At 75.8% G+C, this 19,579-nt stretch carries 19 protein-coding genes; 9 read left to right on the forward strand and 10 right to left on the reverse strand.

The window, feature by feature from the left end; genetic code table 11:
• Positions 1 to 298, reverse strand: a 298-nt coding sequence (locus tag EAH89_RS07545) for a response regulator (RefSeq protein ID WP_140882198.1), incomplete at its 3' end; no start/stop codon positions are given.
• Between the two features lie 393 nt (positions 299 to 691).
• Here EAH89_RS07545 and EAH89_RS07550 point away from each other — a divergent pair.
• A complete protein-coding gene (locus EAH89_RS07550) occupies positions 692 to 1,057 on the forward strand; it encodes a hypothetical protein (RefSeq protein ID WP_140882199.1) in 366 nt (121 codons plus the stop codon).
• A 45-nt stretch (positions 1,058 to 1,102) separates the two neighbouring features.
• Here EAH89_RS07550 and EAH89_RS07555 read toward each other — a convergent pair whose 3' ends face one another.
• Together EAH89_RS07555 and EAH89_RS07560 are read right to left on the reverse strand one after the other, a co-directional pair.
• On the reverse strand, positions 1,103 to 1,753 hold the full coding sequence (locus EAH89_RS07555) for a LysE family translocator (protein WP_140882200.1): 651 nt from the start codon (positions 1,751 to 1,753) through the stop codon (positions 1,103 to 1,105).
• 31 nt (positions 1,754 to 1,784) lie between these two features.
• Complete coding sequence (locus EAH89_RS07560; RefSeq protein WP_140882201.1) at positions 1,785 to 2,408, reverse strand: FMN-binding negative transcriptional regulator; 624 nt, start codon at positions 2,406 to 2,408, stop codon at positions 1,785 to 1,787.
• Positions 2,409 to 2,499: 91 nt separating this feature from the next.
• Between EAH89_RS07560 and pdxR the strand changes: the two genes are divergently transcribed.
• The 4 genes from pdxR to EAH89_RS07580 all read left to right on the forward strand — a co-directional run bounded on the left by pdxR (position 2,500) and on the right by EAH89_RS07580 (position 6,806).
• Positions 2,500 to 3,969 (forward strand): MocR-like pyridoxine biosynthesis transcription factor PdxR, encoded by a 1,470-nt coding sequence (gene pdxR / locus EAH89_RS07565; RefSeq protein ID WP_140882202.1) that lies wholly within the window; start codon positions 2,500 to 2,502, stop codon positions 3,967 to 3,969.
• A gap of 121 nt (positions 3,970 to 4,090) precedes the next feature.
• On the forward strand, positions 4,091 to 4,888 hold the full coding sequence (locus EAH89_RS07570) for a substrate-binding domain-containing protein (protein WP_140882203.1): 798 nt from the start codon (positions 4,091 to 4,093) through the stop codon (positions 4,886 to 4,888).
• Between the two features lie 46 nt (positions 4,889 to 4,934).
• The gene (locus EAH89_RS07575; protein WP_140882204.1) at positions 4,935 to 5,915 is read left to right on the forward strand and encodes a Bug family tripartite tricarboxylate transporter substrate binding protein; all 981 of its coding nucleotides are present in this window, start codon (positions 4,935 to 4,937) and stop codon (positions 5,913 to 5,915) included.
• Positions 5,916 to 6,026: 111 nt separating this feature from the next.
• Positions 6,027 to 6,806: an SDR family NAD(P)-dependent oxidoreductase gene (locus EAH89_RS07580; protein ID WP_140882205.1), complete on the forward strand. Its 780-nt coding sequence runs from the start codon at positions 6,027 to 6,029 to the stop codon at positions 6,804 to 6,806.
• A gap of 30 nt (positions 6,807 to 6,836) precedes the next feature.
• On the opposite strand, the gene EAH89_RS07585 is transcribed toward EAH89_RS07580, so the two are convergent.
• Together EAH89_RS07585 and EAH89_RS07590 are read right to left on the reverse strand one after the other, a co-directional pair.
• Entirely contained in the window at positions 6,837 to 7,409 is a 573-nt protein-coding gene (locus EAH89_RS07585; protein ID WP_140882206.1) for a hypothetical protein, read from the reverse strand.
• A gap of 107 nt (positions 7,410 to 7,516) precedes the next feature.
• Positions 7,517 to 8,368: a hypothetical protein gene (locus tag EAH89_RS07590; RefSeq protein WP_140882207.1), complete on the reverse strand. Its 852-nt coding sequence runs from the start codon at positions 8,366 to 8,368 to the stop codon at positions 7,517 to 7,519.
• Positions 8,369 to 8,885: 517 nt separating this feature from the next.
• On the opposite strand from EAH89_RS07590, the gene EAH89_RS07595 reads away from it, so the two are divergent.
• Together EAH89_RS07595 and EAH89_RS07600 are read left to right on the forward strand one after the other, a co-directional pair.
• Entirely contained in the window at positions 8,886 to 9,998 is a 1,113-nt protein-coding gene (locus EAH89_RS07595; protein WP_140882208.1) for a helix-turn-helix transcriptional regulator, read from the forward strand.
• A gap of 116 nt (positions 9,999 to 10,114) precedes the next feature.
• Positions 10,115 to 10,984, forward strand: coding sequence for an HpcH/HpaI aldolase/citrate lyase family protein (locus EAH89_RS07600; RefSeq protein WP_140882209.1), 870 nt, complete (start codon positions 10,115 to 10,117; stop codon positions 10,982 to 10,984).
• Between the two features lie 55 nt (positions 10,985 to 11,039).
• On the opposite strand, the gene EAH89_RS07605 is transcribed toward EAH89_RS07600, so the two are convergent.
• Complete coding sequence (locus tag EAH89_RS07605; RefSeq protein WP_241666908.1) at positions 11,040 to 13,484, reverse strand: recombinase; 2,445 nt, start codon at positions 13,482 to 13,484, stop codon at positions 11,040 to 11,042.
• 214 nt (positions 13,485 to 13,698) lie between these two features.
• Positions 13,699 to 13,890 (reverse strand): CsbD family protein, encoded by a 192-nt coding sequence (locus EAH89_RS07610; RefSeq protein WP_338325521.1) that lies wholly within the window; start codon positions 13,888 to 13,890, stop codon positions 13,699 to 13,701.
• A gap of 102 nt (positions 13,891 to 13,992) precedes the next feature.
• Between EAH89_RS07610 and EAH89_RS07615 the strand changes: the two genes are divergently transcribed.
• Entirely contained in the window at positions 13,993 to 14,760 is a 768-nt protein-coding gene (locus EAH89_RS07615; protein ID WP_140882210.1) for an SOS response-associated peptidase, read from the forward strand.
• Positions 14,761 to 14,811: 51 nt separating this feature from the next.
• Here EAH89_RS07615 and EAH89_RS33020 read toward each other — a convergent pair whose 3' ends face one another.
• The 3 genes from EAH89_RS33020 to EAH89_RS07630 all read right to left on the reverse strand — a co-directional run bounded on the left by EAH89_RS33020 (position 14,812) and on the right by EAH89_RS07630 (position 18,087).
• The gene (locus tag EAH89_RS33020; protein ID WP_140882211.1) at positions 14,812 to 16,149 is read right to left on the reverse strand and encodes a vanadium-dependent haloperoxidase; all 1,338 of its coding nucleotides are present in this window, start codon (positions 16,147 to 16,149) and stop codon (positions 14,812 to 14,814) included.
• A gap of 89 nt (positions 16,150 to 16,238) precedes the next feature.
• A complete protein-coding gene (gene uraH / locus EAH89_RS07625) occupies positions 16,239 to 16,586 on the reverse strand; it encodes a hydroxyisourate hydrolase (protein ID WP_140882212.1) in 348 nt (115 codons plus the stop codon).
• Positions 16,587 to 16,593: 7 nt separating this feature from the next.
• Positions 16,594 to 18,087 carry a SidA/IucD/PvdA family monooxygenase gene (locus EAH89_RS07630; RefSeq protein ID WP_140882213.1) on the reverse strand — a complete coding sequence of 498 codons (1,494 nt, stop codon included), beginning with the start codon at positions 18,085 to 18,087 and terminating at the stop codon, positions 16,594 to 16,596.
• Between the two features lie 175 nt (positions 18,088 to 18,262).
• Between EAH89_RS07630 and EAH89_RS07635 the strand changes: the two genes are divergently transcribed.
• Positions 18,263 to 19,531: a M20 family metallo-hydrolase gene (locus tag EAH89_RS07635; RefSeq protein ID WP_140882214.1), complete on the forward strand. Its 1,269-nt coding sequence runs from the start codon at positions 18,263 to 18,265 to the stop codon at positions 19,529 to 19,531.
• The last annotated feature ends 48 nt before the right edge of the window (positions 19,532 to 19,579 follow it).

The raw sequence follows: 19,579 nt of genomic DNA on the forward strand, positions 1-19,579 counted from the left end.
CGATGAAGTCGTCGGCGCCGAGGCCAAAGCCCTTCACCTTGGCACCCGGGCGGGAGAGGCCCGACAGGATCAGCACCGGGGTGGTGCTGCGGCCGGCGCGCAGGCGGCGGACCACCTCGTAGCCCTCCATGTCCGGCAGCATGAGGTCGAGCACCACGATGTCGTAGTCGTAGAGGCGCGCGAGCTCGAGCGCCTCCTCCCCCGTGTCGGCGGCGTCCACGATCATGCCCTGGGTCTTGAGCATGAGCGTCACCCCGCGCGAGGTGGTCAGGTCATCTTCTACGAGCAGGACGCGCATGAATTTTTCATCCGTCGGAGCGTGGGCTATTCATACAACCATGACGCGAGTTCTGCCATTTGGTTTGGTGTCATGTTTTGTATGGGTGCGACGGGGAGTTGCCGGGTCGGGCGGTTGGAAGGACAAATAAGACTGTTGAAAAGACTTCTGATCATTGCGTTGCTGCTGGAGGACAGCGTCTGTTCGGGTGCCGAGGTTGCCTCTGGAGTGAGACTTACGGCCGACCGCCCACGCTATGGGTTATACAACCTCTGGTTGATAAAATGGAGCGAGGCGCTTTCCAGAGCGGGGATCGGTGGGCCGGTGGTCATGATCCGTTAACCTTTTGCCGCGAGGTTCCCGAAGGTTAACGCCGGCTTTCCGAAGGCCGGTGCCAGACGTCAGGAGCACAAAATGCGCCCCGAGCAGTACCTGTCGAACACCACGGCCCCTCTGCGGGCCTTCCACAGCCTCTCCGACGAGCAGGCCGGCGAGTTCGAGGCGGGGTTGGCCCTGTTGCCCGGCGCCTGGGAGCTCGACCGGCAGGAGGGCTATGATGGGCACCTGACCCTCCTCTTCTCCCCTGCGGACGCGGCGTGCGACGTCGTGTTCGCGGTCTGGCGCGCGGGTGCCGAGCTGCAGTTGAGCACGATGCGCGGCGACGAGCCGGTCGCGGTCGAGGGCTTCGGCTCCGTCCGGGCCGTCCTGCTGGCCATCCGCGACAGCGTGAGGCGGACGGGCGCTCCCTTCGCCCTTGGCGGGCCGATGAGGCTGGTCTGACGCCGGCGCCGCTGCGCGCGGACGCCGTTCCGGCCCAGCGAGCGGTCAGTGGCCGGGGCGTTTGGCGAGCGCCAGCCCGACGCCCAGGGCGATCATCGCGGCCCCCGAGCCCTCCCGGAGGCGCCGGATGAGGGCGGGGCGCGCCGCGGCCCCGTCCCGGATGCCGCCCGCCGCGCAGGCCACCGCGACGTCCGCCAGCGTGTTGAGCGCGACGGACACGGACCCGAGCACCAGGAACGCCGGCGCCACGGGGCCGGCGGCGGGGTCCACGAACTGGGGGACGAAGGCGAGGAAGAAGGCGGCGGTCTTGGGGTTCAGCGCCTCGACCAGCACGCCCTCGCGGAAGGCGCGGCGCGGGCCGACCGGGGGCGGCGCAGCGTCCCCGGCCCGGGCGGCGGAGGCGTCCCGGCGGGCGGCGAGGATGGTGCGGACCCCGATCCAGACGAGGTAGGCGGCCCCGGCCAGCTTGAGGGCGGCGAAGAGCTCCGCGCTCGCGAGGACGAGGGCGGAGACGCCCAGGCTTCCCGCGAGCACGTGGACCATGCCGCCGAGCCCCGTGCCGAGGCTGGAGGCGACGCCTTCCCCTCGGCCGCCGGAGAGGGTGCGGGCAGCGACGTAGAAGAGGCCCGGGCCGGGCGTGACGGCGAGCAGCAGGGCGGCGGCGGCGTAGAGGGCGAACTGGGTCGGGTCCGGCACGGTCGGGAGCCTCGGCGGGAGGGTGGGACGCTCAGGTCGGGATCAGGGCCGCCGCGGCGCGGTCGGCGGCGCGGTCGCTGGCGGCGAGGCCGGCGGCGACGCCCGCCCGGTCCTCGGCGCTGCGGTTCTGGCTCATCTTCCGCTTGCCCTCCAGCCGCGCGATGGGCAGGCGCAGGCCCACGATCCCCCGGAGCTGGGACTGGACGAAGGCGGCGGGCGCGTCGCTCACGGCCCAGGGTTCGGCGCGCGGCTGCTCGTGCCGGTCCGTCAGCCGCGTCACGGCGTCGAGCAGGCGGTCGGCGTCGTCGAAGAACTCCACCGGACCGTGCGCGTGGACGGCGATGTAGTTCCAGGTCGGCACCACCTTCCCGTGCTCCCGCTTCGACGGGTACCAGGACGGGCTGACATAGGCGTCCGGCCCCATGAAGATCGCCATGGCGTCGCCCAGCGGCGGCTGCCTCCACTGGGGGTTCGCGCGGGCCAGGTGGCCGTAGAGCGTGCCGAAGGGGCCCTCGTCCGGCGCCAGGAGGAGGGGCAGCGGCGTGGCGACGAGGCCCTCGGCCGTCGCCGTGACGAGGTTCGCGAGGCCCGCGCCGCGCATCATCCCGTGCAGGGCCGCGAGATCCTCCTCACGGAAGGCGGGCGGGACGTACATCGGCGGGGCTCCTCGGTGCGACTGGACGGTGCCCGCGACCTGGCCCACAAGGAACGGCCAGTTTGCGCAAAAGAGAGAGGGCCAGTTCCGCATGGCATCGGACCAGCCCGCGGCGGCCCGGGTCACGCCGCGGATCGTCGAGACCATCAAGGCGCGGATCGCCTCCGGCCTGCTCGGTCCCGGCGACCGGCTTCCCTCGACCCGCGCGCTCGCGGCGGAATGGGGGATCTCGCGGACCACGGTGACGGCGGCCTACGAGCAGCTCATCGCGGAGGGCTACGTCGCGACGCGGCCGGGCGCCCGGGCCGAGGTGGCGCGGGGCCTGGGCCGGTCCCCGGCGCCGCCGTCCTCGCCCGCCGCCGCGGCAGCGCCCGGCCGGCTGTCGGCCTTCGGGGAGCGGCTGGCCGGCTTCGCGCTGCCGTCGGCCCCTGCCCCCTCGCCGGTGGCGGACTTCCGCTACGGGGACCTGTCGGCGGCGGACTTCCCCTCGCTTGCCTGGCGGAAGGCGGTGACCGGCGTGATCCTGCGCCGCCCGCCGCGGCTCCGCTACGAGGACCCCTGCGGCTCGCCCCGGCTGCGGGCTGCCCTGCAGGGCTACCTGTGGCGGGCCCGCGGGCTGCGCTGCGCGCCCGAGCAGATCGTCGTGGTGAACGGTTCCCAGCAGGGGCTCGACCTCTGCGCGCGGCTTCTGCTGGACCCGGGGGACCGGGCGCTGATGGAGAACCCGGGCTACGCCCTGGCGCGGCAGGTCTTCCTGGCGGCGGGGGCCGAGGTCGTGCCCGTGCCCGTCGACCGGGAGGGGCTGCTGACGGAGGGGCTGCCGGCGGCGCGGCTGGCCTATGTCACGCCGTCCCACCAGTTCCCGCTGGGCGGGGTCCTGCCGGCGGGGCGGCGCCGGGAGCTCCTCGCCTGGGCGCGGCGCACCGGCGCCCATGTCGTCGAGGACGACTACGACAGCGAGTACCGCTTCGACATCGCGCCGATCCCGGCCCTGCAGGCGCTGGATGAGGCGGGCCGCGTCCTCTATCTCGGCACCGTCTCGAAGACGCTGTCGCCGACGCTCCGGCTCGGCTACCTCGTCGTGCCGGCGGCGCTGTCCCTCCCCTTCGCCAAGGCCAAGCGGCTCGCGGACCGGCACACGCCGAGCCTGGAGCAGGAGGCGCTGGCCGGGCTGATCGAGGACGGCGCCTACGAGCGGCATGTCCGCCGCGCCCGCCGGCGGAACGGCGAGCGCCGGGCGGCGCTGCTCGCCGCGCTGGCGGCGACGCTGGGCGAGGGGGCGACGGTGGTCGGCGCCGAGGCCGGGCTGCACGCGGTCGCCTGGCTGCACGGCGTGCCGCGGGACCGCGAGGACGCGCTCGTCGCCCGGGCGCGGGAGGCGGGCCTCGGCGTCTACCCCGTCGGGCCTCTCTACGCCCCGGGCGAGGCGGACCGCCCCGGCGTGGCCGGGCTGGTGATCGGCTACGCCAGCCTCGACGCGCGCGCCATCCGCCGGGGCGTCGAGGTCCTCGGGGATGTGGTCCGGGCCATGCGGGGCGGAGGCGGGGCCCCCGCGCCTTAGGGCTCGCGCGCGAAGGGGTGATCGGGCCGGGGGCCAGGCGGCCCGTGCGCGCCCGGGCGGCACCTATGGGGGACCCGGAAACGGGAATAAGGTGCGGGGTCCGTCGAGGAGGAAAAAACCCATGCGCTCGTTAATCCCGGGCGGCGCCACGCGCCGCGCGTTCCTGCTGGGCGCGGCCGGCCTGCCCCTGCTCGCCCGCCGCGCGGCCGCGGCGGAGCTCACCGTCCTCTCTTCCGGCGGGCTGAACGCCGCCTACCTCGCCCTCGTCCCCGACTTCCAGCGCGCGAGCGGCCATACGCTGACCTCGGTCGGCGCCTCCTCCATGGGGGCCGCGCCGGACGCCATCCCGCAGCGCCTCGCGCGCGGCGAGCCCGCCGACGTGCTGCTGCTGGCCGATGGCGGGCTGCCGCCGCTCGAGGCGCGGGGCTTCATCCGCCCGGGCAGCCGGGTGGACATCGCGCGCTCGCTCATCGGGCTCTGCGTGAAGGAGGGCGCGCCGAAGCCCGACATCTCCAGCCTCGACGCCTTCCGCCAGGCGCTGCTGAACGCCTCCTCCATCGCCTATTCGGCCAGCGCCAGCGGCGTCTACATCGAGAACGAGATGTACCGGCGCCTCGGCATCCACGACCAGGTCATGCCGAAGTCGCGCCGCATCCTGTCCGAGCGCGTCGCCGCCGTCGTCGCCCGCGGCGAGGCGGAGCTCGGCTTCCAGCAGGTGAGCGAGATCGTCACCGTCCCCGGCATCACCTATCTCGGCACGATCCCCGAGGAGGTGCAGCTTCCAACGATCTTTTGCGCTGTCGTCACCGCGGGCTCGCGGCAGCCGGAGGCCGCGCAGGCGCTGATCCGCTTCCTCGCCTCGCCCGAGGCGGCGCCCGCGCTGCGCCGGACGGGCCTGGAGCCGCTGAGCCGCGGCTGAGCCCGCGGGCCCGCCGACCCCCAACCCCGTGCCGAGGACGCCCGCCTTGCCGTTGCTCTCCCCCTCCCGCCGCCGTCTGCTCGCCCTGTCCGGCGCGGCGCTCCTGCCCGCGCCGGCCGTGCTGGCGCAGCGCGCCTTTCCGAACCGGCCCATCCGCCTCGTGGTGGCCTTCGCGCCCGGCGGCAACTCCGACACGCTCGCGCGGCTGATCACGCCGAAGATGTCGGCGGTGCTCGGCCAGAACATCGTGGTGGACAACCGCGGCGGCGCCGGCGGCACGCTCGCGGCCGGCGCGGTCGCGACGGCGGCCGCGGATGGGCACACGCTGCTGTTCGACGCGGCCTCCTTCGTCGTCGCGCAGTTCGTCCAGCGCAGCACGCCCTTCAACTACGAGCGCGACTTCGTGCCCGTGGGGAACGTGGCGGACGTTCCCTACATCCTCGCCGTCCCGGCCAACGCGGGCGTGCGCGACCTCAAGGGCTTCCTCGACAAGGCGCGCGCCGACCGCGAGGGCACCTCCTACGGGACGCCGGGCGTGGGCAGCCCCGGGCACCTCGCGGGCGCGCTGCTCGCGCACCGGGCCGGGGTGAAGCTGGAGCACATCCCCTACCGCGGCGGCTCCGAGGTGGCGCGCGACCTCGCGGCCGGGACGCTGCCGGCGGGGATCCTGACGGCGAACTCGCTCAACCCCGTCGTGCAGGGCGGGCGCGCCGTGCCGATCGCGGTGACGAGCGGCAAGCGCGGCGGCATCCCCGGCGTGCCGACGATCGCGGAATCCGGCGTCCCCGACTTCGACATCACGAGCTGGAACGCCATCTTCTGCCGCAGCGGCACGCCCGACGAGGTGCGGCATCGGCTGGCGGAGGCGATCGACGCCGCGACCTCCGATCCCGAGGTGCGGAGCCGCTTCAACGACATCGGCGCGGAGGCGACCGCGGCCGAGCCTGACCGCCTCGGCGAGCGGCTGGTGCGCGAGCGGGCGCTCATCCAGCAGCTCGTGCGCGACACGGGGATCAGCCTGGGCTGATCCGCGGGGCGGGGCGCTGCCGGCCGCGGGCCGCGCGGGGTTTCGCTGGCGGGACCGGGGAGGCGCCCCACATGGGGGGCTCCCGCGCTCCCCTTCCCCGCCGAGGCCACGATGCACCACTCCTCCACGGCCGCCCTGATCACCGGGGCCACCAGCGGCATCGGCGAGGCCTTCGTCCACGCCCTGCCCGCCACCACCGACCTGCTGCTGAACGGGCGCAACGAGGAGGCGCTGGGCCGGCTGGCCGCGGCGCTGACCGCGCGCAACCCGGGGCGGCGGGTGGAGACGGTCGCGGCGGACCTCGCCACTGACGAGGGGCTGGCGGCGGTCTGCGCGGCGGGCGAGGCCTTCGGCGTCGACCTGCTGGTCTGCGACGCCGGCGTCGGCCCCTTCGGCGACGTCCTCTCGGCGCCGGAGGCGGACCTCCGGGAGACGGTGCTCGTCAACGCGCTGGCGCCGCTGGTCATGATCCGGCGCCTGCTGCCCGGCATGATCGTGCGGGCGGAGGCGGAGGGGCGCCGCGCGGGGCTGATCGTGGTGTCGAGCGGGCTCGGCTTCGTGCCGACGCCCCGGCTGGCCACCTACGCCGCCACCAAGGCCTTCGACCTGTCGCTCACCGAGGCGCTCTCCGCGGAGCTCTCCGGGCGGCCCGTCGACATCCTCGCGCTCTGCCCGACCGCGACGCGCAGCCGCTTCGCGGAGCGCTCGGGCTTCGGGCGCAACCTGCCGGGGGCGCAGGACCCCTCCCATGTCGCGACGCGGGCGCTGGCGGCGCTGGGGCGGCAGCGGACGCTGGTGCTGGGCGCCATCACCGGCTCGGTGCTGACGGTGCCGGCGCTGGTGCGCGCGGCGGCGGCGCAGGTGCTGCAGACGGTCATGCCCCGGGGCTGAGGCGGGCCCTCCCCGGCCGTCCGACGGGGATCAGGTCGGGGCCGCGTCGGGCGCCATCGCGACGGAGAGGCGGAGGCCGCGCAGCAGGGCGGCGTCGTCCGCGGCCGGGTCGGCGGGCACCAGCAGGATGGGGGAGCTCTCGCCCATTCCCGCGAGCATCTCGGGCAGGCCGACGGCGGCGACGAGGCCCCGCGCGGCGCGGGTCGGCCCGTCCTCCTCCGGGTGGCCGGGGCCGTAGGGGAGCGTCGCGGTGCCCTCGGGCTCGGGCAGGGCGCCGTCGCGGCCGGCGAGGGTGAAGCCGCGGAGGGCGAGGCCGCTTCCCTTCCGCTCCACGACCCAGCCGGCGATCCCGGCGTCCTCGGCGGGCCGGGCCTCGATCCAGAAGAGCGGCGGCAGGACGTCGAGCACGGCGGGCGAGCGGGACACCTCGGAGAGGGCGAGGCCGCGCGCGAGGCTCGCGAGGCCGTCGTCGACGGCGACGACGGGCGCGCCCTCCGCGCGCAGGCGCCGCGCGGCGCGGCGGGCCTCGACCGGCGCGTCCTCGCCGAGCATGGCGGCCAGCAGGCTGTCCTCGGGGAACCTGGCTCTCGGCCTTCCCGGCATGGTGCGGCTCCTCTCGACGGCCCGTGGCGCGCGGCCGGGTCCGGCCGGTGGCGAGAGAGAGCCCGAAGTCGCGGGCGCGCGCCAGCGGGGGGGGGGACGCCGCCGGGCTAGCGGGCGGGGGGCGAGGGCGGCCCGGCGGGCGGGTGCAGGAGCGCCGCGCGGCAGTCGCGCACGGCGTCGCCGAAGGCCTCGCCGGCGCGGTCCTGCGGCTGGAGGTCGGCCGCGGCCTCGCCCAGCAGGTCGCAGAGGGGGAGCGCGCGGGGGTTCCAGTCCTCCCGGGCAGGCTGGGGGGCGCCGCCCGCGAAGCTCGCCTTCCGGCCGGGGCCGCCCAGCCCCGCGGCCGCCGCGAGGCGCGGCCCGGCCTGGCCCAGGTGGGCGGCGGCGACGGGCTCCGAGGCGGCCGCCAGCGCCGCCGCCTCGGCCACCCGCCCGCCATGGCCGAGCGCGACTACGACGGCGGCGCCGATGTCCCGCTGCAGGGCGACGAGCGCGCCGAAGATCGCTGGCAGGTGCTCCGCCTCGCCCAGGGCCGGCGCCCGCGTGGCGAGGGGCGGGTCCGCCGCGACCCCGCGGGGCGCGCCCAGCAGCAGCACCGCCGCGCCCTGCTCGATGAGGGCGGCGATCAGCCGGTCCCGCGCCGGGTCCGCCCCCGGGCTGTCCGGGAGGAGGATGGCGGCGGCGTGGCCCGGCGCCCACCCTTCGGGATACTCGAGCATCGCGGTGACGGGCGGGGGCGTCCGCGCGGGAGGGGGCGCGGCGGCCGGCGGGAAGGGCGTGACCCAGACCGGCTCGTGCCAGCTCAGCTCCCCGGGCAGCGGGTCGGGGTCGACCGGGCCCGCCGCGCCGAGGCCGAGCAGGGCGCCGAGCGCGAGGAGGCGCCGGCCGCGGGAGGGCGCGCGGCCCTTCCCGCCGCGCGGGGGCGGGGAGGCCTCGGCTGGCGGGGGGGCGTCGGGCGGCATGGGGCCGATTGCGGTCCGGCGCGGCGGGCGCGGCATCCTTCATCTGACGGAAGGCGGCCCGAAGACCGGCCTTCTCACCAAGATGTCAGCGGCGTTTTTCCGCCGGGCCTGTTCCGCTCGGGGCGCCGTGCCGTGGCGCCGAACGCGGCGCCGGTCGGCTGGCGGGCCGGCCGGGCGCCGCGCGGGCGGGAGGCTTCGGGGCGGGTCCCCGACCCGGGAGGCGGACGGCGGGGCGACGGGGTCGGGGCGATGCCTGTTTTTCGTTTCCTTCGACGGCATCTCGATCTTTCCCGTTCGCGGCGCAGAACCCGCGGCCGGATCGGGCTAGGTCGCGCGGCGCCCGCCATGCATCATCGAGGGCCGCGCTGCGCGCCGATCCGGCGCCGCGCGGTCTCCCCAGCAGGGCAGCCGACGGCGGGCTGCGCCGTCTTCCCGGCCGCAACGCGGCGGTCGCGGCGGCGTGCCGCCCGCGCGGCGCGGGACGGGGAGCCACCGAGGCAGCGAGGGCGGACAGCGGATGCGACTGCTCGATGATCCCGTGTTCCTGAGCGAGACGGTCGGGGCGATCTACGACTGCACGCTGCGGCCCGATGCCTGGCCGGAGGTGCTGGAGCGGCTCTGCGACGCCATCGGCGGGAAACGGGGCGCGCTCGGCGTCAGCACCGTGGCGGGCGGGAGGGCCGCGATCGCCGCGATCCACGGCCTGCCCTGGACCGAGGAGGACGAGCGGTCCCTCGCGATCAACCCCTTCCTGCCGCTGGCGATGGTGCAGCCGATCGACCGGGCCTTCGTGGGGTCGCGCGACTACGGGATGGAGGCGCTGCAGGCCACCCGCTACTACCGCGAGTACCTCCGCCCGCGCGGGTTCCGCGACCTCATCGGCTTCCGCGTGACGGACGAGGGGAGCAGCTTCGGCAACTGGCTCCTCGTGACGGGCGACGACCGCGACGTGCTGACGCCCGCGGAGATCGCCGGGCTCGAGCTCGTCGCGCCGCATGTGCGGCGCGCCGTCGAGATCTCGCAGGTGCTCGGCGCGCAGCGGCTGATGGCCGACAGCTACCGCGCCACGCTCGACCGGATCGACGCGGCGGTGCTGCTCCTCGATGGCGCGCGGCGGCCGGTCTACGCGAACCCGCGGGCGGAGGGGGAGATCGCGGGCGGCGCCGTGCTGCGGCTGCAGGACGGCCGGCTGCGGGGGGCAACGGAGGCGGCGGAGCGGGCGCTGCGGCGCGCCGTGGGCGAGGAGGGCGGGCGTTCGGGCGGCGTGGAGGCGAGCCTCGCCGGCACGGACGGGGAGGAGCGGCTGCTGTTCACGCTCGGCCTCGACGCCGAGGGCTGCGGCGGGCTGCGGCGGACGCTGCTGGTGCTACGCTCGCCGCGCGAGGACACGCGCAACCCCGTCGCCAACGCCGCCCGCGCCTTCGGCCTCACCCCGGCGCAGGTGCAGGTCCTCGCCTTCCTCACGCGGGGGCACGCGCCGGACGAGATCGCCGGGCTTCTCGGCGTCTCCGTGACGACGGTGCGGTCGCATCTGGCGGACCTCTTCGCGCGGTCGGGCACGTCGCGGCAGGCCGAGCTGGTGGCACGCACCCTCTCCTTCGCCTCGCCGATCCGGATGCCGGAGCCGTAGGGACGGCCGTTGCGCTCCGGCGCGGCTTGATGCAGTGCCGGGGAGGGCCGCCGGCCCCAAGGGGCGGCTTCCGTGCCGCGCCGGGCGCGGACGGCCGGCACAGGGAACCCCGCTGCATGACCAGGCCCTCCCCTCCCCGCTGGCGCTCGCTTCTCTTCGTGCCCGCGCATGTCGAGCGCTTCGTCGCCCGCGCGCACGAGCGGGGGGCGGACGGCGTGATCCTCGACCTCGAGGACGCGGTGCCGCCGGCGGAGAAGGAGGGCGCGCGGGCGCGGCTGGCGGCCTCGGTCGCAGGGATCGCGCGGGCGGGCACGGCGGCGATGGTGCGGGTGAACCACGGGCTGCGCGCGATCGGGCGCGACCTGGAGGCGGCGGTCCATCCCGGCCTCGCCGCGATCGTGCTGCCGAAGGTGGAGGAGCCGGGCTTCGTGCGGGAGGTGGCCGAGGCGGTGGGGGAGCTGGAAGCGGAGCGCGGGCTGCCGGCGGGGGGCGTGCGGCTCGTGCTGCAGGTGGAGACGCCGGGCGCGCTGTTCGGCCTGCCCGCGATCGCCGGCGCCCACCCGCGGGTGGCGGCGATGACGCTCGGGCCCGAGGACTATTCGGCGGCGATGGGGGGCGTGCCGGAGGAGGACGTGCTCTTCGCGCCGAACTACGCCGTGCTGCTCGCCGCGCGGGCGGCGGGGATCCTGCCGCTGGGCTTCGTGGGCAGCATCGGGGACTTCTCGGACATCCCGGCCTTCGCGGAGCGGGCGCGGCGGGCGCGGCGGATGGGGTTCCGGGGGGCGCTGGTCGTGCATCCCTCGCAGGTCGGGCCTCTGAACGAGGCCTTCGCGCCGACGGCGGAGGAGACCGCCTGGGCGCGCCGTGTCGTGGAGGGGGACCGGGCCGCGCGGGCGGAGGGGCGCGGCGCCTTCCAGGTGGACGGCCGCATGGTGGACCTGCCGGTCGTGCGGCGCGCCGAGGAGATCCTGGCGCTCGCGGGGTGAGGCGGGGGCCGCCCGCGCCGGGAGGCCGGGCGCGGGCGGGGTCGTCGGGCGCCCGTCAGATCGGGCAGACGCCCGAGGCGCATTGCAGGTGGGCGAGGTCGATCGCCTCGTGCAGGGCGGGGTCGCGGATGCCCTCGACGAGGGCGGCGAAGCGGTCCATCGGCACCTCCTCCTCCGGCAGGTACTCGTAGCCGAGCGCGTGGTCGGGGCCGCCCGGGAGGATGGCGCAGCAGCGGATGCGCGGCTGGTGCTCGAGCAGCATGTCGCGGAAGGCGTCGAGGTCGTGCCGGTCGGTGTAGACCTTGAGCGTGTAGGAGACCTGGTTGCCGCGCTCCTCGCCGATCCAGTGGCGCTCCAGGAGGGCGAGCCAGCGGTAGTGCTCCTCCGGCGAGGCCTCGGGCGCGGTGACGAGGCGGTCGCCGATGCCGAGGCGCTGGATGAGCGGCAGGGTCGGGAAGCCGGCGACGGACATGCCGGGGAAGCTGCGCAGCACGCGCACGGGGTAGCCGCGCGCCTCGTATTCCGGCAGCAGCGGGTCGGTGTCCGCGCTCCAGTCGCCCGCGCCCTCCCGCGTGCCCTTGAACTGCACCCAGCGGAGGTACTGCCGGCGCGCGGGCAGGTGCGCGCCCTCGGTCAGGCCGAAGAGCTTGCTCGTGGTGCCGGCGGGCTTGACGGTGGTGATGGTGACGGGCGCTTCCAGGCCGAGCTCGGCGGCGTAGGCGAGGCCCTCCTCCTTCGCCGCGGCCGAGAGGCGGTCGAGCATGGCCCAGAAGGGGGCGGCGCGCGCCTCGTCGAGCAGGTCGGGGAAGGCGAGGCCCCAGCGCATGAGGGCCCATTCGTGCAGGCCCGTGGGGCCGATGCCCATGCGGTTCGTGCGGCGCACCTCCTCGCCGTAGAGGGCGTCCATGGTGTTGGCGCGCATGAGGAAGCGCACGCCGAGGCGGACGGCGTCCTCCACGCGGGCGTCCCACTCGGCCGCGACCTCGTCCGTCACGAGGCCGGGCGCGAGGGTGGCGAGGTCCGCGGGGCAGGCGAAGAGGGGGGCGAAGTCGGCGATGACGCAGTAGCCGCCGGTGACGTGGAGCGTGATCTCGCCGCAGGGGTTGGTGGTGGCGGGGAAGCGCGCGGTGGCCGCGCGGCGGGACAGCTCGGCGAGCAGCGGCACGGCGTGGTCCGCCCGGTAGCGGGCGGAGCGGACGTCGCGGCCGTCGGCGTGGACGGGCTTCGTGCGGGCGTGGCCGGTGCGCACGTCCTCGAGCTTGTCGCCGTTGATGAAGCCGGGCTCGCCGTTGACGTAGGCGCAGCGGGTCACCTCGTCGAAGACCGCCAGCGCGTGGCGGTGGAGCGGGTCCGCGCTGCCGGCGCGGGCCGCGCGCACGCCGGCCCAGAATTCGGCGTCCACCATGACGGAGTTGTTGGCGGTCCAGAGGCCGCCCTCGGACTTCGCGCGGACGAAGCGGAGGATGCCGGGGTCGCGCCAGGACTTGGTGGCCATGCGGGCGGCGCGGCGGGCGCCGCCGACCTGGACCTCGACGGAGAGGTGGTGGTCGGCGAGCAGCGCCTGCTCCCAGGGCTGGAGGGCCTCGCCGTCCGGCGCGCGGTCGCGGGCGGGCTCGATGACGTGGCGGCGGAGGTTGGCGAAGGCGCGCATGAGCGAGAGCGGGCCTGAGGCGGGGCGGCCCTGCATGCCGCCGATCGGGGCGCCGCGCGGGCGGACCGCGGAGAAGTCGAGCAGGAGGGTGCGGTCGGCCGCGCCCTCGAAGGCGAGGCTCTCGAGGAGCTCGACGGCCTTGCCCCAGCCCTCGCGGCTGTCGGCGACGGCGTGGCGGAGGGCGCCGGGGGGCGGGGCCTCGTCGCCGGCGAACTCGCGCGCGATGAAGGCGCGGATCTCCGCCTCCTGCGCCTCGGTCAGGGCGTCGAGGGACGTGCCCCAGGGGAGGAGGCCGAACTCGGTGCCGAAGCGGTGCAGGTCGGCGCGGGTGCGCGGCCAGTCGGCGTGGGCGGGGTCGAGGCGGAGGAGGAGGCGCGGGGCCTGGCCCCAGTCCACCGCCACGAGCTCGTCGTCATAGGCGCGGCCGACGCCGCTGCCGTTCAGCAGGAGGTAGAAGAGGGTGAAGGAGGCGTTGGCCGTCGCGCAGTTGGTGAAGACCTCCATGTTGCGGCCGGGCTGGCCGGCGTCGCCGTGCTGGAGGTGGCGGCCGGAGGTGATGAGGGCGCCGGTGGCGATGGCGTTGCGCAGGCGGGCGCGCTCGGCGGGGTCCGCGTCGGGGCCGAGGAGGGCGGTGTTGCCGGCGGCCACGCGGTCGGCGACGCGGCCGAAATCCTCCTGGTCCTCGGGGCGGAAGACGGTGCGGCGGGCGACGGCGAGGCCCATGCCGGGGTCGATCGCGCGGGCCGGGAGCGGGGCAGTGCCGAAACGCGCGCCCGGGGGCGTGCGGGGCGTCGCGTGGGCGCTGAGGGCGTGCCGGTCGGCGGGCGCGGGGAGGAGGTATCCGTCCATTCGGGGATTGGCCTTCGTCACCGCCCGCCCCTTTTGGCGAGTCGGCGAACACATCATATGGTGGTTAAGGCGGTGTGTAAGCCACCATATCTGGAAAAATTGCGCCCGAGTCGCGGAGGTTCGTTGCGACTCCGGCGTGGGGTCCATGGCCCGCAACGAGAAGGGCGGGCCCCCTTCCGGGAGCCCGCCCTTCCGCCTCACGGCGCCTGGTGGATCAGGTCTTGTTCACGGCGTCGCGGACCGCGTCCTTCGCGCCGCCGGCGGTGTTCTGCACCTTGCCCTCGGTCCGCTTGGCCGCGCCCTCGGCCTCCATCTTCTTGTCGCCGACGGCCGCGCCGACGTTCTCCTTGATGGCGCCGCCGGCCTGCTTCAGCGCGCCCTCGATCCGGTCCTTGTCGATCGCCATGTGCTGTCTCCTGCTCGTTGTTGCGACGGCGATGAAACGGGGGGCTCGCCCGGGCGGTTTCGGGAGAGGCCCCGCAACGGTGCCATGGAGTAGAACGACGGCATGTGTGGGCGATACTTCCTCCAGCGCGACCCGGCGGCGCTCGCGCGCTACTACGACGTGCCCGACGGCAGCCCGACGCCGAACGCGGCGCCGAGCTGGAACAGGGCGCCGACGCAGGACGGGCTGGTGCTGCGGCGGCATCCCGAGACGGGCGAGCGGCGGCTCGACGCGCTGCGCTGGGGGCTGGTGCCGCGCTGGGCGAAGGACGCGCGGGACGGGGCGCGGCTGATCAACGCGCGGGCGGACGGGGTGGCGGAGAAGCCCTCCTTCCGGGAGGCGTTCCGCAAGCGGCGCTGCCTCGTGCCGGCGGACGGGTTCTACGAGTGGCTCACGCCGACGGAGGCGGAGGCGCGGACGCGGCCGAAGGACCCGAAGCAGCCCTACGCGGTGGCGCTGGCGAGCGGGGAGCCGATGAGCCTGGCGGGGATCTGGGAGGGGTGGAAGGACCCGGAGGGGAACTGGCTCCGCACCTACTCGATCATCACGACGGAGGCGAATCCCAAGCAGGCGCCGCTGCACCACCGCATGCCCGTGATCCTCGGCCGCGGGGACTGGGGGGCCTGGCTGGGGGAGGAGGCCTCGGAGGAGGCGCTGCTCGGGCTGCTGCGGCCCTGCCCGCCGGAGTGGCTGGCCTGCTGGCCCGTGAGCAAGCGGGCGAACAAGGTCTCGGAGAACGACGCGTCGCTGATCCTCCGGGACGCCTCGGTGGTGGCGCCGGCGGGGCTGGACGACCCCTCCCCCTACGAGGCGGCGCGGGACGCGGCCTGAGGCCGGGCGGGCGCCGCGGGGCGGCGTCCCGCCGCGGCGCCCGGCACCCCGTCAGGCGACGCGCGGCACCTGGGCGAGGGCCTTGGTCGCGATGGCGCGGCCGAGGCGCTCGCCCTCGTTGCAGGCGGTGCGGAAATGGGCGCCGCACCAGACGCGGCTGTTGGAGCACTCCGTGAGGGCGGCGGCGAGGCTGGGGAAGTCCCGGGTGGGGCGGCCCTGGCGCTCGAGGGCCTGGAAGGTGAAGGGGAACTCGCCGAGCAGGCCGGTGATGACGTAGGCGCCCGTCGCGACGTCGGCGCTGTGCCCCGAGGGGTATTCGGGGTGGTAGGGCGTGACCAGCAGCGGCTGCCAGAGCGGGTCGCGGCGCACGCCGGCGCTGCCGAGGTTGATGGCGGTGACGGGGCGCCAGTAGGCGAAGTGCGCCTTGTAGCCGTAGACGAAGACGTCCGTGTCGGCGTGCGCCGTGGCCAGGATGGAGACCATCCGCGCGATGTCCCAGACGCCGCCCGGCGGCGGGTAGGCGGCCAGGCGGCGGAGGAGGACGACCATCAGGTTCCGGGGCAGGAGCTGGGGCACCCAGAAGCGGGCGATGTCGGCCTGCTCCGGGGTGCGGTCGGTGGAGGTGGTGCCGCCGACGCGGCGGGTCTCCTCGAGCACCTCGAGGTAGGTCGGGGAGTCGAGCGCGGGCGGCGGCGGGCCGAGCAGGGAGTCGCGGCTCGGGAAGAGCAGCGGCGCGGAGAGGTCGTAGAAGCTGTTGCGGCCGGCCGGCGGGGCGGGGCGCCAGCGGCCGGTCTCGGAGAAGACGGGGAAGACGCGCTTCTCGGGGGGCGTCGGGCCGGCGCCGGCGAGGGTGGCCGCGCCGATGGCGGTGCCGAGGGCGAGGCCGGCGGCGCGGGCGGCCTCGGAGGGCTCGGCGGCGAGCGTCGCGTCGAGCATGGCCCGGGCCTCGCCCTGGGCCGCGGGGGCGCTGCGGGCGGCGATCACGGTGTAGGCGGCGGCGGCGAGCGCGACCTCGGGCGCGGCGCCGCCGCCCGGCGGCTCGGAGCCGGCGCGGGGCACCCAGCGGGCGTAGCGCGGGCGGGCGGCGTTCAGGCCGTCGTGCATGGCGCGGGCGGACAGGGCGATGGTGTCCGCGCGGGGCCAGGCGGCGTTGGGGTCGCCGCAGAGGCGGTCGGTCACGTCCAGCCAGCGGGCGACGGGGCTGGAGAGGGCGGGCTCGGAGGGGTCGCGGCCCGGGCGCGGGTCGTGGCCGGCCCGCATGGGCGTCTCGCAGGCGGAGAGGCCGAGGAGGGCCGCGCCGCCGCCGAGGAGGGCGCGCCGGGAGGGCGCCGGGTGCCCCGCCGTGCCCCGGACGGGCGGCGGGGCGGAGGGTTTGGCGGGGGTCGTCATGGCCGGGGTCCTCTGCGCGTCGTCGATCGGGGGAGGATAGGGGGCGGGGGCGCGGCGCGGCCACCCCCCCCGCCTGGCGATCCCAGGGGCTAGCTGCCCCGGTAGGTGGAGTAGGACCAGGGGGAGCAGAGCAGCGGGACGTGGTAGTGCCCCTCCCCTTCCTTCAGGCCGACGTTGAGGACGACGGTGCCGAGGTAGCCGGGGTCGTTGCCGCGGGCGGCGAAGTAGGCGCTGACGTCGAAGCGGAGCTCGTAGCGGCCGGGGACGAAGTGGTCGGGCGCGAGGAGGGGCGCGTCGAGGCGGCCGTCGGCGTTGGTGGTGCCCTGGGCGAGGAGGGCGGGCTCGGGCTCCATGCGCCAGAACTCGACGGGCATGCCCTCGGCGGGGATGCCGCTGGCGGTGTCGAGGACGTGGGTGGAGACGGCGGAGGGCTTCATCGGCGGGCTACTCGGCGGCGAGGGTGCGGAGGGCGTCGGCGAGGGCTTCCTCGGCCACTTCCTGGGGGATCTCGCTCGTCAGCTCGGGCTCGGCGTAGGCGAGGAGGCTGTCGAGGTGGTGCCCGGCGTCCTCGAGCCAGAGGCGGCGGCAGATCCCGTCCACGAGGCGCATGGTGCCGTACTTCATGCCGCTGATGGTGGCGCCCGAGAGGCCCATGGAGGCGGTGGCGCCGTAGTTGATCATGTGGATGTTGGCGACGAAGGGCGCGGCGCCGGGGGTCTTCTCGCGGAGGGAGAAGTCGTCGCGGAGATAGGGGCAGGCGCCGAGCGCCGGGAACTCCTGGCCCGCGGGGGGCGTGTAGACGTCGCGCCAGAGGAGGACGTGCGCCGCGAAGGGCGCGAGCTCGGGGCGGAGCGCCAGGTCGAAGGCGGTGCCGGTGCCGGTGATGACGTGGTCGGTGCGGTGCTCGCCGCGGGGCGTGGTGACGACGACCTCGCCGCTCTCCTCGCGCACGGCGAGGACGGGGCTGGCCATGTGGAGGTCGAAGCGGGGGTCGCCGGCGACGCGGTTCCAGGACTCCTGGGGCGGCGGCTGGTTGAGGGCGAAGATGTGCTGCATGAAGCGCCAGCGCAGCGGGTCCGGCAGGGCGTAGAGCTGGCCGAGGAAGCCCGGCTGCTCCATCCAGCGGAAGGGGTTCACGCGGGGCATCCGCGCGCGGCGGACGAGCATGGTGCCCTTCGTCGCGCCGGCCTCGAGGGCGGTCGCGAGGTTGTCGAAGGCCGAGGCCCCGGCGCCGACGACGAGGACGCGCTTGCCCGAGAGCGCCGCGAAGTCGACGTGGCCGGAGGTGTGGGAGACGCGGGACGCCGGAAGCTGGTCGAAGGGGGCGGGGATGGACCAGCCGCCCATGCCGTCCATGCCGGTGGCGAGCACGAGCTTGCGGGCGCGGATCACCGTCTCGCCGGCGGGGGTGGCGAAGGTGAGCTCGAGGGGGTCGGCGGCGCCCGTGTGGCCGATGCGGAGCAGCCGGTGCTCGTGCGCGACGGGGAGCTCGAGCGTCGCCTCCAGCCAGTCGAGGTAGCGCTGCCAGTCCACGCGGCCGATCTTGTGCAGCGCCTCCCAGGCCTCGGCGCCGTCGCGGGCGGTGAAGAAGGACTTCGGCGTGAGCGCGGGGACGCCGAGGTCGGGGCCGGTGACGTGCTTGGGGGTGCGCAGGGTCTTCATGCGCGCGAAGGTGGTCCAGACGCCGGCGCCGCCGGCGGGCGCCGCGTCGAAGACTCGGACGCGCTGCACCCGTTCCCGCAGGAGGCCGAAGGCGGTGACGAGGCCGGTCTGGCCCGCGCCGAGGACGGCGACGTCGAGCACCCCCTCCCCTTTCTCCGGCACCCAGGGGTGGCGGGGGTAGGAGAGGAGCTCGAGTTGCGCGCGGGCTTCCGCGGCGAGGGCGTCCAGGCCGGGGTGGCGGGCCTCGGGGCCGGGAGGGGTCGTGGCGTCGGGCATGGCGGGGGTCCCGCGGAGGGGTTGCTCAGGGTTCTCAGCACGGGTGCTTAGCACGGCGCGTGCCGCGGCCGACACCGCGCCGCCGCCGGGCCAGCGCGGCGCGGCGCGGGCCCCCGGGTTGATCTCCGGGCGGGCTGCACCGCAAATGCGGGGAGCCGACCGGAAAGGACCCCCGATGAGCGCCAGCACCGCCCCCAACCTGATCGCGGCCGTGAGCGAGCGGCGGCAATGGGACCGGCTGATGGAGCTGGCGAAGCTCGGCGCCATCACGGGGGCCGACGGGTCGCCCGGGGTGAACCGGCCCTGCCTCTCGCCGCTCGATCGCGAGGCGCGGCGGCTGATGATCGGCTGGGCCGAGGGGCTGGGGCTCTCGGTGACGGTGGACGAGATCGGCAACCTCTTCTTCCGGCACGAGGGGACGGAGGCGGAGGCGGCGCCGGTGCTGACGGGCAGCCACATGGACAGCCAGCCCAATGGCGGGCGCTTCGACGGCATCTGGGGCGTGGTGGCCGGGCTGGAGGCGGTGCAGGCGATCCGCGAGGCCGGCGTCTCGACGCGGCGCCCGATCGAGGTGGTGGCCTGGACGAACGAGGAGGGCGGGCGCTTCGCGCCGGGCTGCATGGGCAGCATGGCCTGGGCCCACTTCAAGCCCGCCAACGCCTGGGACGAGGTGCGCGACCTCGAGGGCGTGACCTTCCGCCAGGCGCTGGACGAGCACCGCGCGGCGGAGGCCGACCTCGCGCGCCGGCCGCTCGGCGGCAAGCCCTTCGCCTACCTCGAGGCCCATATCGAGCAGGGGCCGCTGCTGGAGGCGGAGGGGATCGACATCGGCGTGGTCACGGGCATCCAGGGGAGCCGTTGGTTCATCGTGGAGATCACGGGCGAGACGGCGCATGCCGGGACCTCGCCGGTCTCCACGCGCCGCGACGCCGTGCAGGACATGGTCCGTGCGGTGACGGCGCTGAACGCGCTGATGACGGACCCGACGGACGTGCTGCGCTTCACGGTCGGGCAGGTCGAGGTCTTCCCGAACACGTCGAACACGGTGGCGGACCGGGTGCGCTTCACGATCGACTTCCGCCACCCCGACAAGGAGCTGCTGATCACCAACGGCGACGCGATCGAGCCGACGATCCGCAGCGCGGTGAAGGGCTGCGACGTGGTCGTGACGGAGCGCTTCCACGCGCTGCCCGTGGAGTTCGACGCGCTGGTGGTGGACGCCGTGGAGGACGCGGCGACGGCGCAGGGCCTCTCGAGCCGGCGGATGCCGAGCGGGGCCTTCCACGACGCGCAGTTCATGGTGCCGATCTGCCCGGCGGGGATGGTCTTCGTGCCCAGCCGGAACGGGGTGAGCCACAACCCCGCGGAGTACTCGAGCCCGTCGCAGCTCGCGGCCGGGGCGCGGGTGCTGGCGGCGGCGCTGGCGGAGCTGGCGAACCGCTGAGCGGTTCCCCCCCGAGCGGCCCGGGCGGCGTTTCACTTCGTCACGGCG

Origin of the sequence: Muricoccus nepalensis (genome assembly GCF_006438825.1) — a bacterium.
In the GTDB taxonomy this organism is placed as follows: domain Bacteria; phylum Pseudomonadota; class Alphaproteobacteria; order Acetobacterales; family Acetobacteraceae; genus Roseomonas; species Roseomonas nepalensis.

Bases quoted from the DNA above. Each gene is read 5' to 3' on its own strand.
- EAH89_RS07580 (WP_140882205.1), top strand. From the start codon at position 6,027: ATGCACCACTCCTCCACGGCCGCCCTGATCACCGGGGCCACCAGCGGC.
- EAH89_RS07615 (WP_140882210.1), top strand. From the start codon at position 13,993: ATGTGTGGGCGATACTTCCTCCAGCGCGACCCGGCGGCGCTCGCGCGC.
- EAH89_RS07585 (WP_140882206.1), bottom strand. From the start codon at position 7,409: ATGCCGGGAAGGCCGAGAGCCAGGTTCCCCGAGGACAGCCTGCTGGCC.
- EAH89_RS07605 (WP_241666908.1), bottom strand. From the start codon at position 13,484: ATGGACGGATACCTCCTCCCCGCGCCCGCCGACCGGCACGCCCTCAGC.
- uraH (WP_140882212.1), bottom strand. From the start codon at position 16,586: ATGAAGCCCTCCGCCGTCTCCACCCACGTCCTCGACACCGCCAGCGGC.
- EAH89_RS07570 (WP_140882203.1), top strand. From the start codon at position 4,091: ATGCGCTCGTTAATCCCGGGCGGCGCCACGCGCCGCGCGTTCCTGCTG.
- EAH89_RS07630 (WP_140882213.1), bottom strand. From the start codon at position 18,087: ATGCCCGACGCCACGACCCCTCCCGGCCCCGAGGCCCGCCACCCCGGC.
- EAH89_RS07635 (WP_140882214.1), top strand. From the start codon at position 18,263: ATGAGCGCCAGCACCGCCCCCAACCTGATCGCGGCCGTGAGCGAGCGG.
- EAH89_RS07550 (WP_140882199.1), top strand. From the start codon at position 692: ATGCGCCCCGAGCAGTACCTGTCGAACACCACGGCCCCTCTGCGGGCC.
- pdxR (WP_140882202.1), top strand. From the start codon at position 2,500: ATGGCATCGGACCAGCCCGCGGCGGCCCGGGTCACGCCGCGGATCGTC.
- EAH89_RS07560 (WP_140882201.1), bottom strand. From the start codon at position 2,408: ATGTACGTCCCGCCCGCCTTCCGTGAGGAGGATCTCGCGGCCCTGCAC.
- EAH89_RS07595 (WP_140882208.1), top strand. From the start codon at position 8,886: ATGCGACTGCTCGATGATCCCGTGTTCCTGAGCGAGACGGTCGGGGCG.
- EAH89_RS07600 (WP_140882209.1), top strand. From the start codon at position 10,115: ATGACCAGGCCCTCCCCTCCCCGCTGGCGCTCGCTTCTCTTCGTGCCC.
- EAH89_RS33020 (WP_140882211.1), bottom strand. From the start codon at position 16,149: ATGACGACCCCCGCCAAACCCTCCGCCCCGCCGCCCGTCCGGGGCACG.
- EAH89_RS07590 (WP_140882207.1), bottom strand. From the start codon at position 8,368: ATGCCGCCCGACGCCCCCCCGCCAGCCGAGGCCTCCCCGCCCCCGCGC.
- EAH89_RS07610 (WP_338325521.1), bottom strand. From the start codon at position 13,890: ATGGCGATCGACAAGGACCGGATCGAGGGCGCGCTGAAGCAGGCCGGC.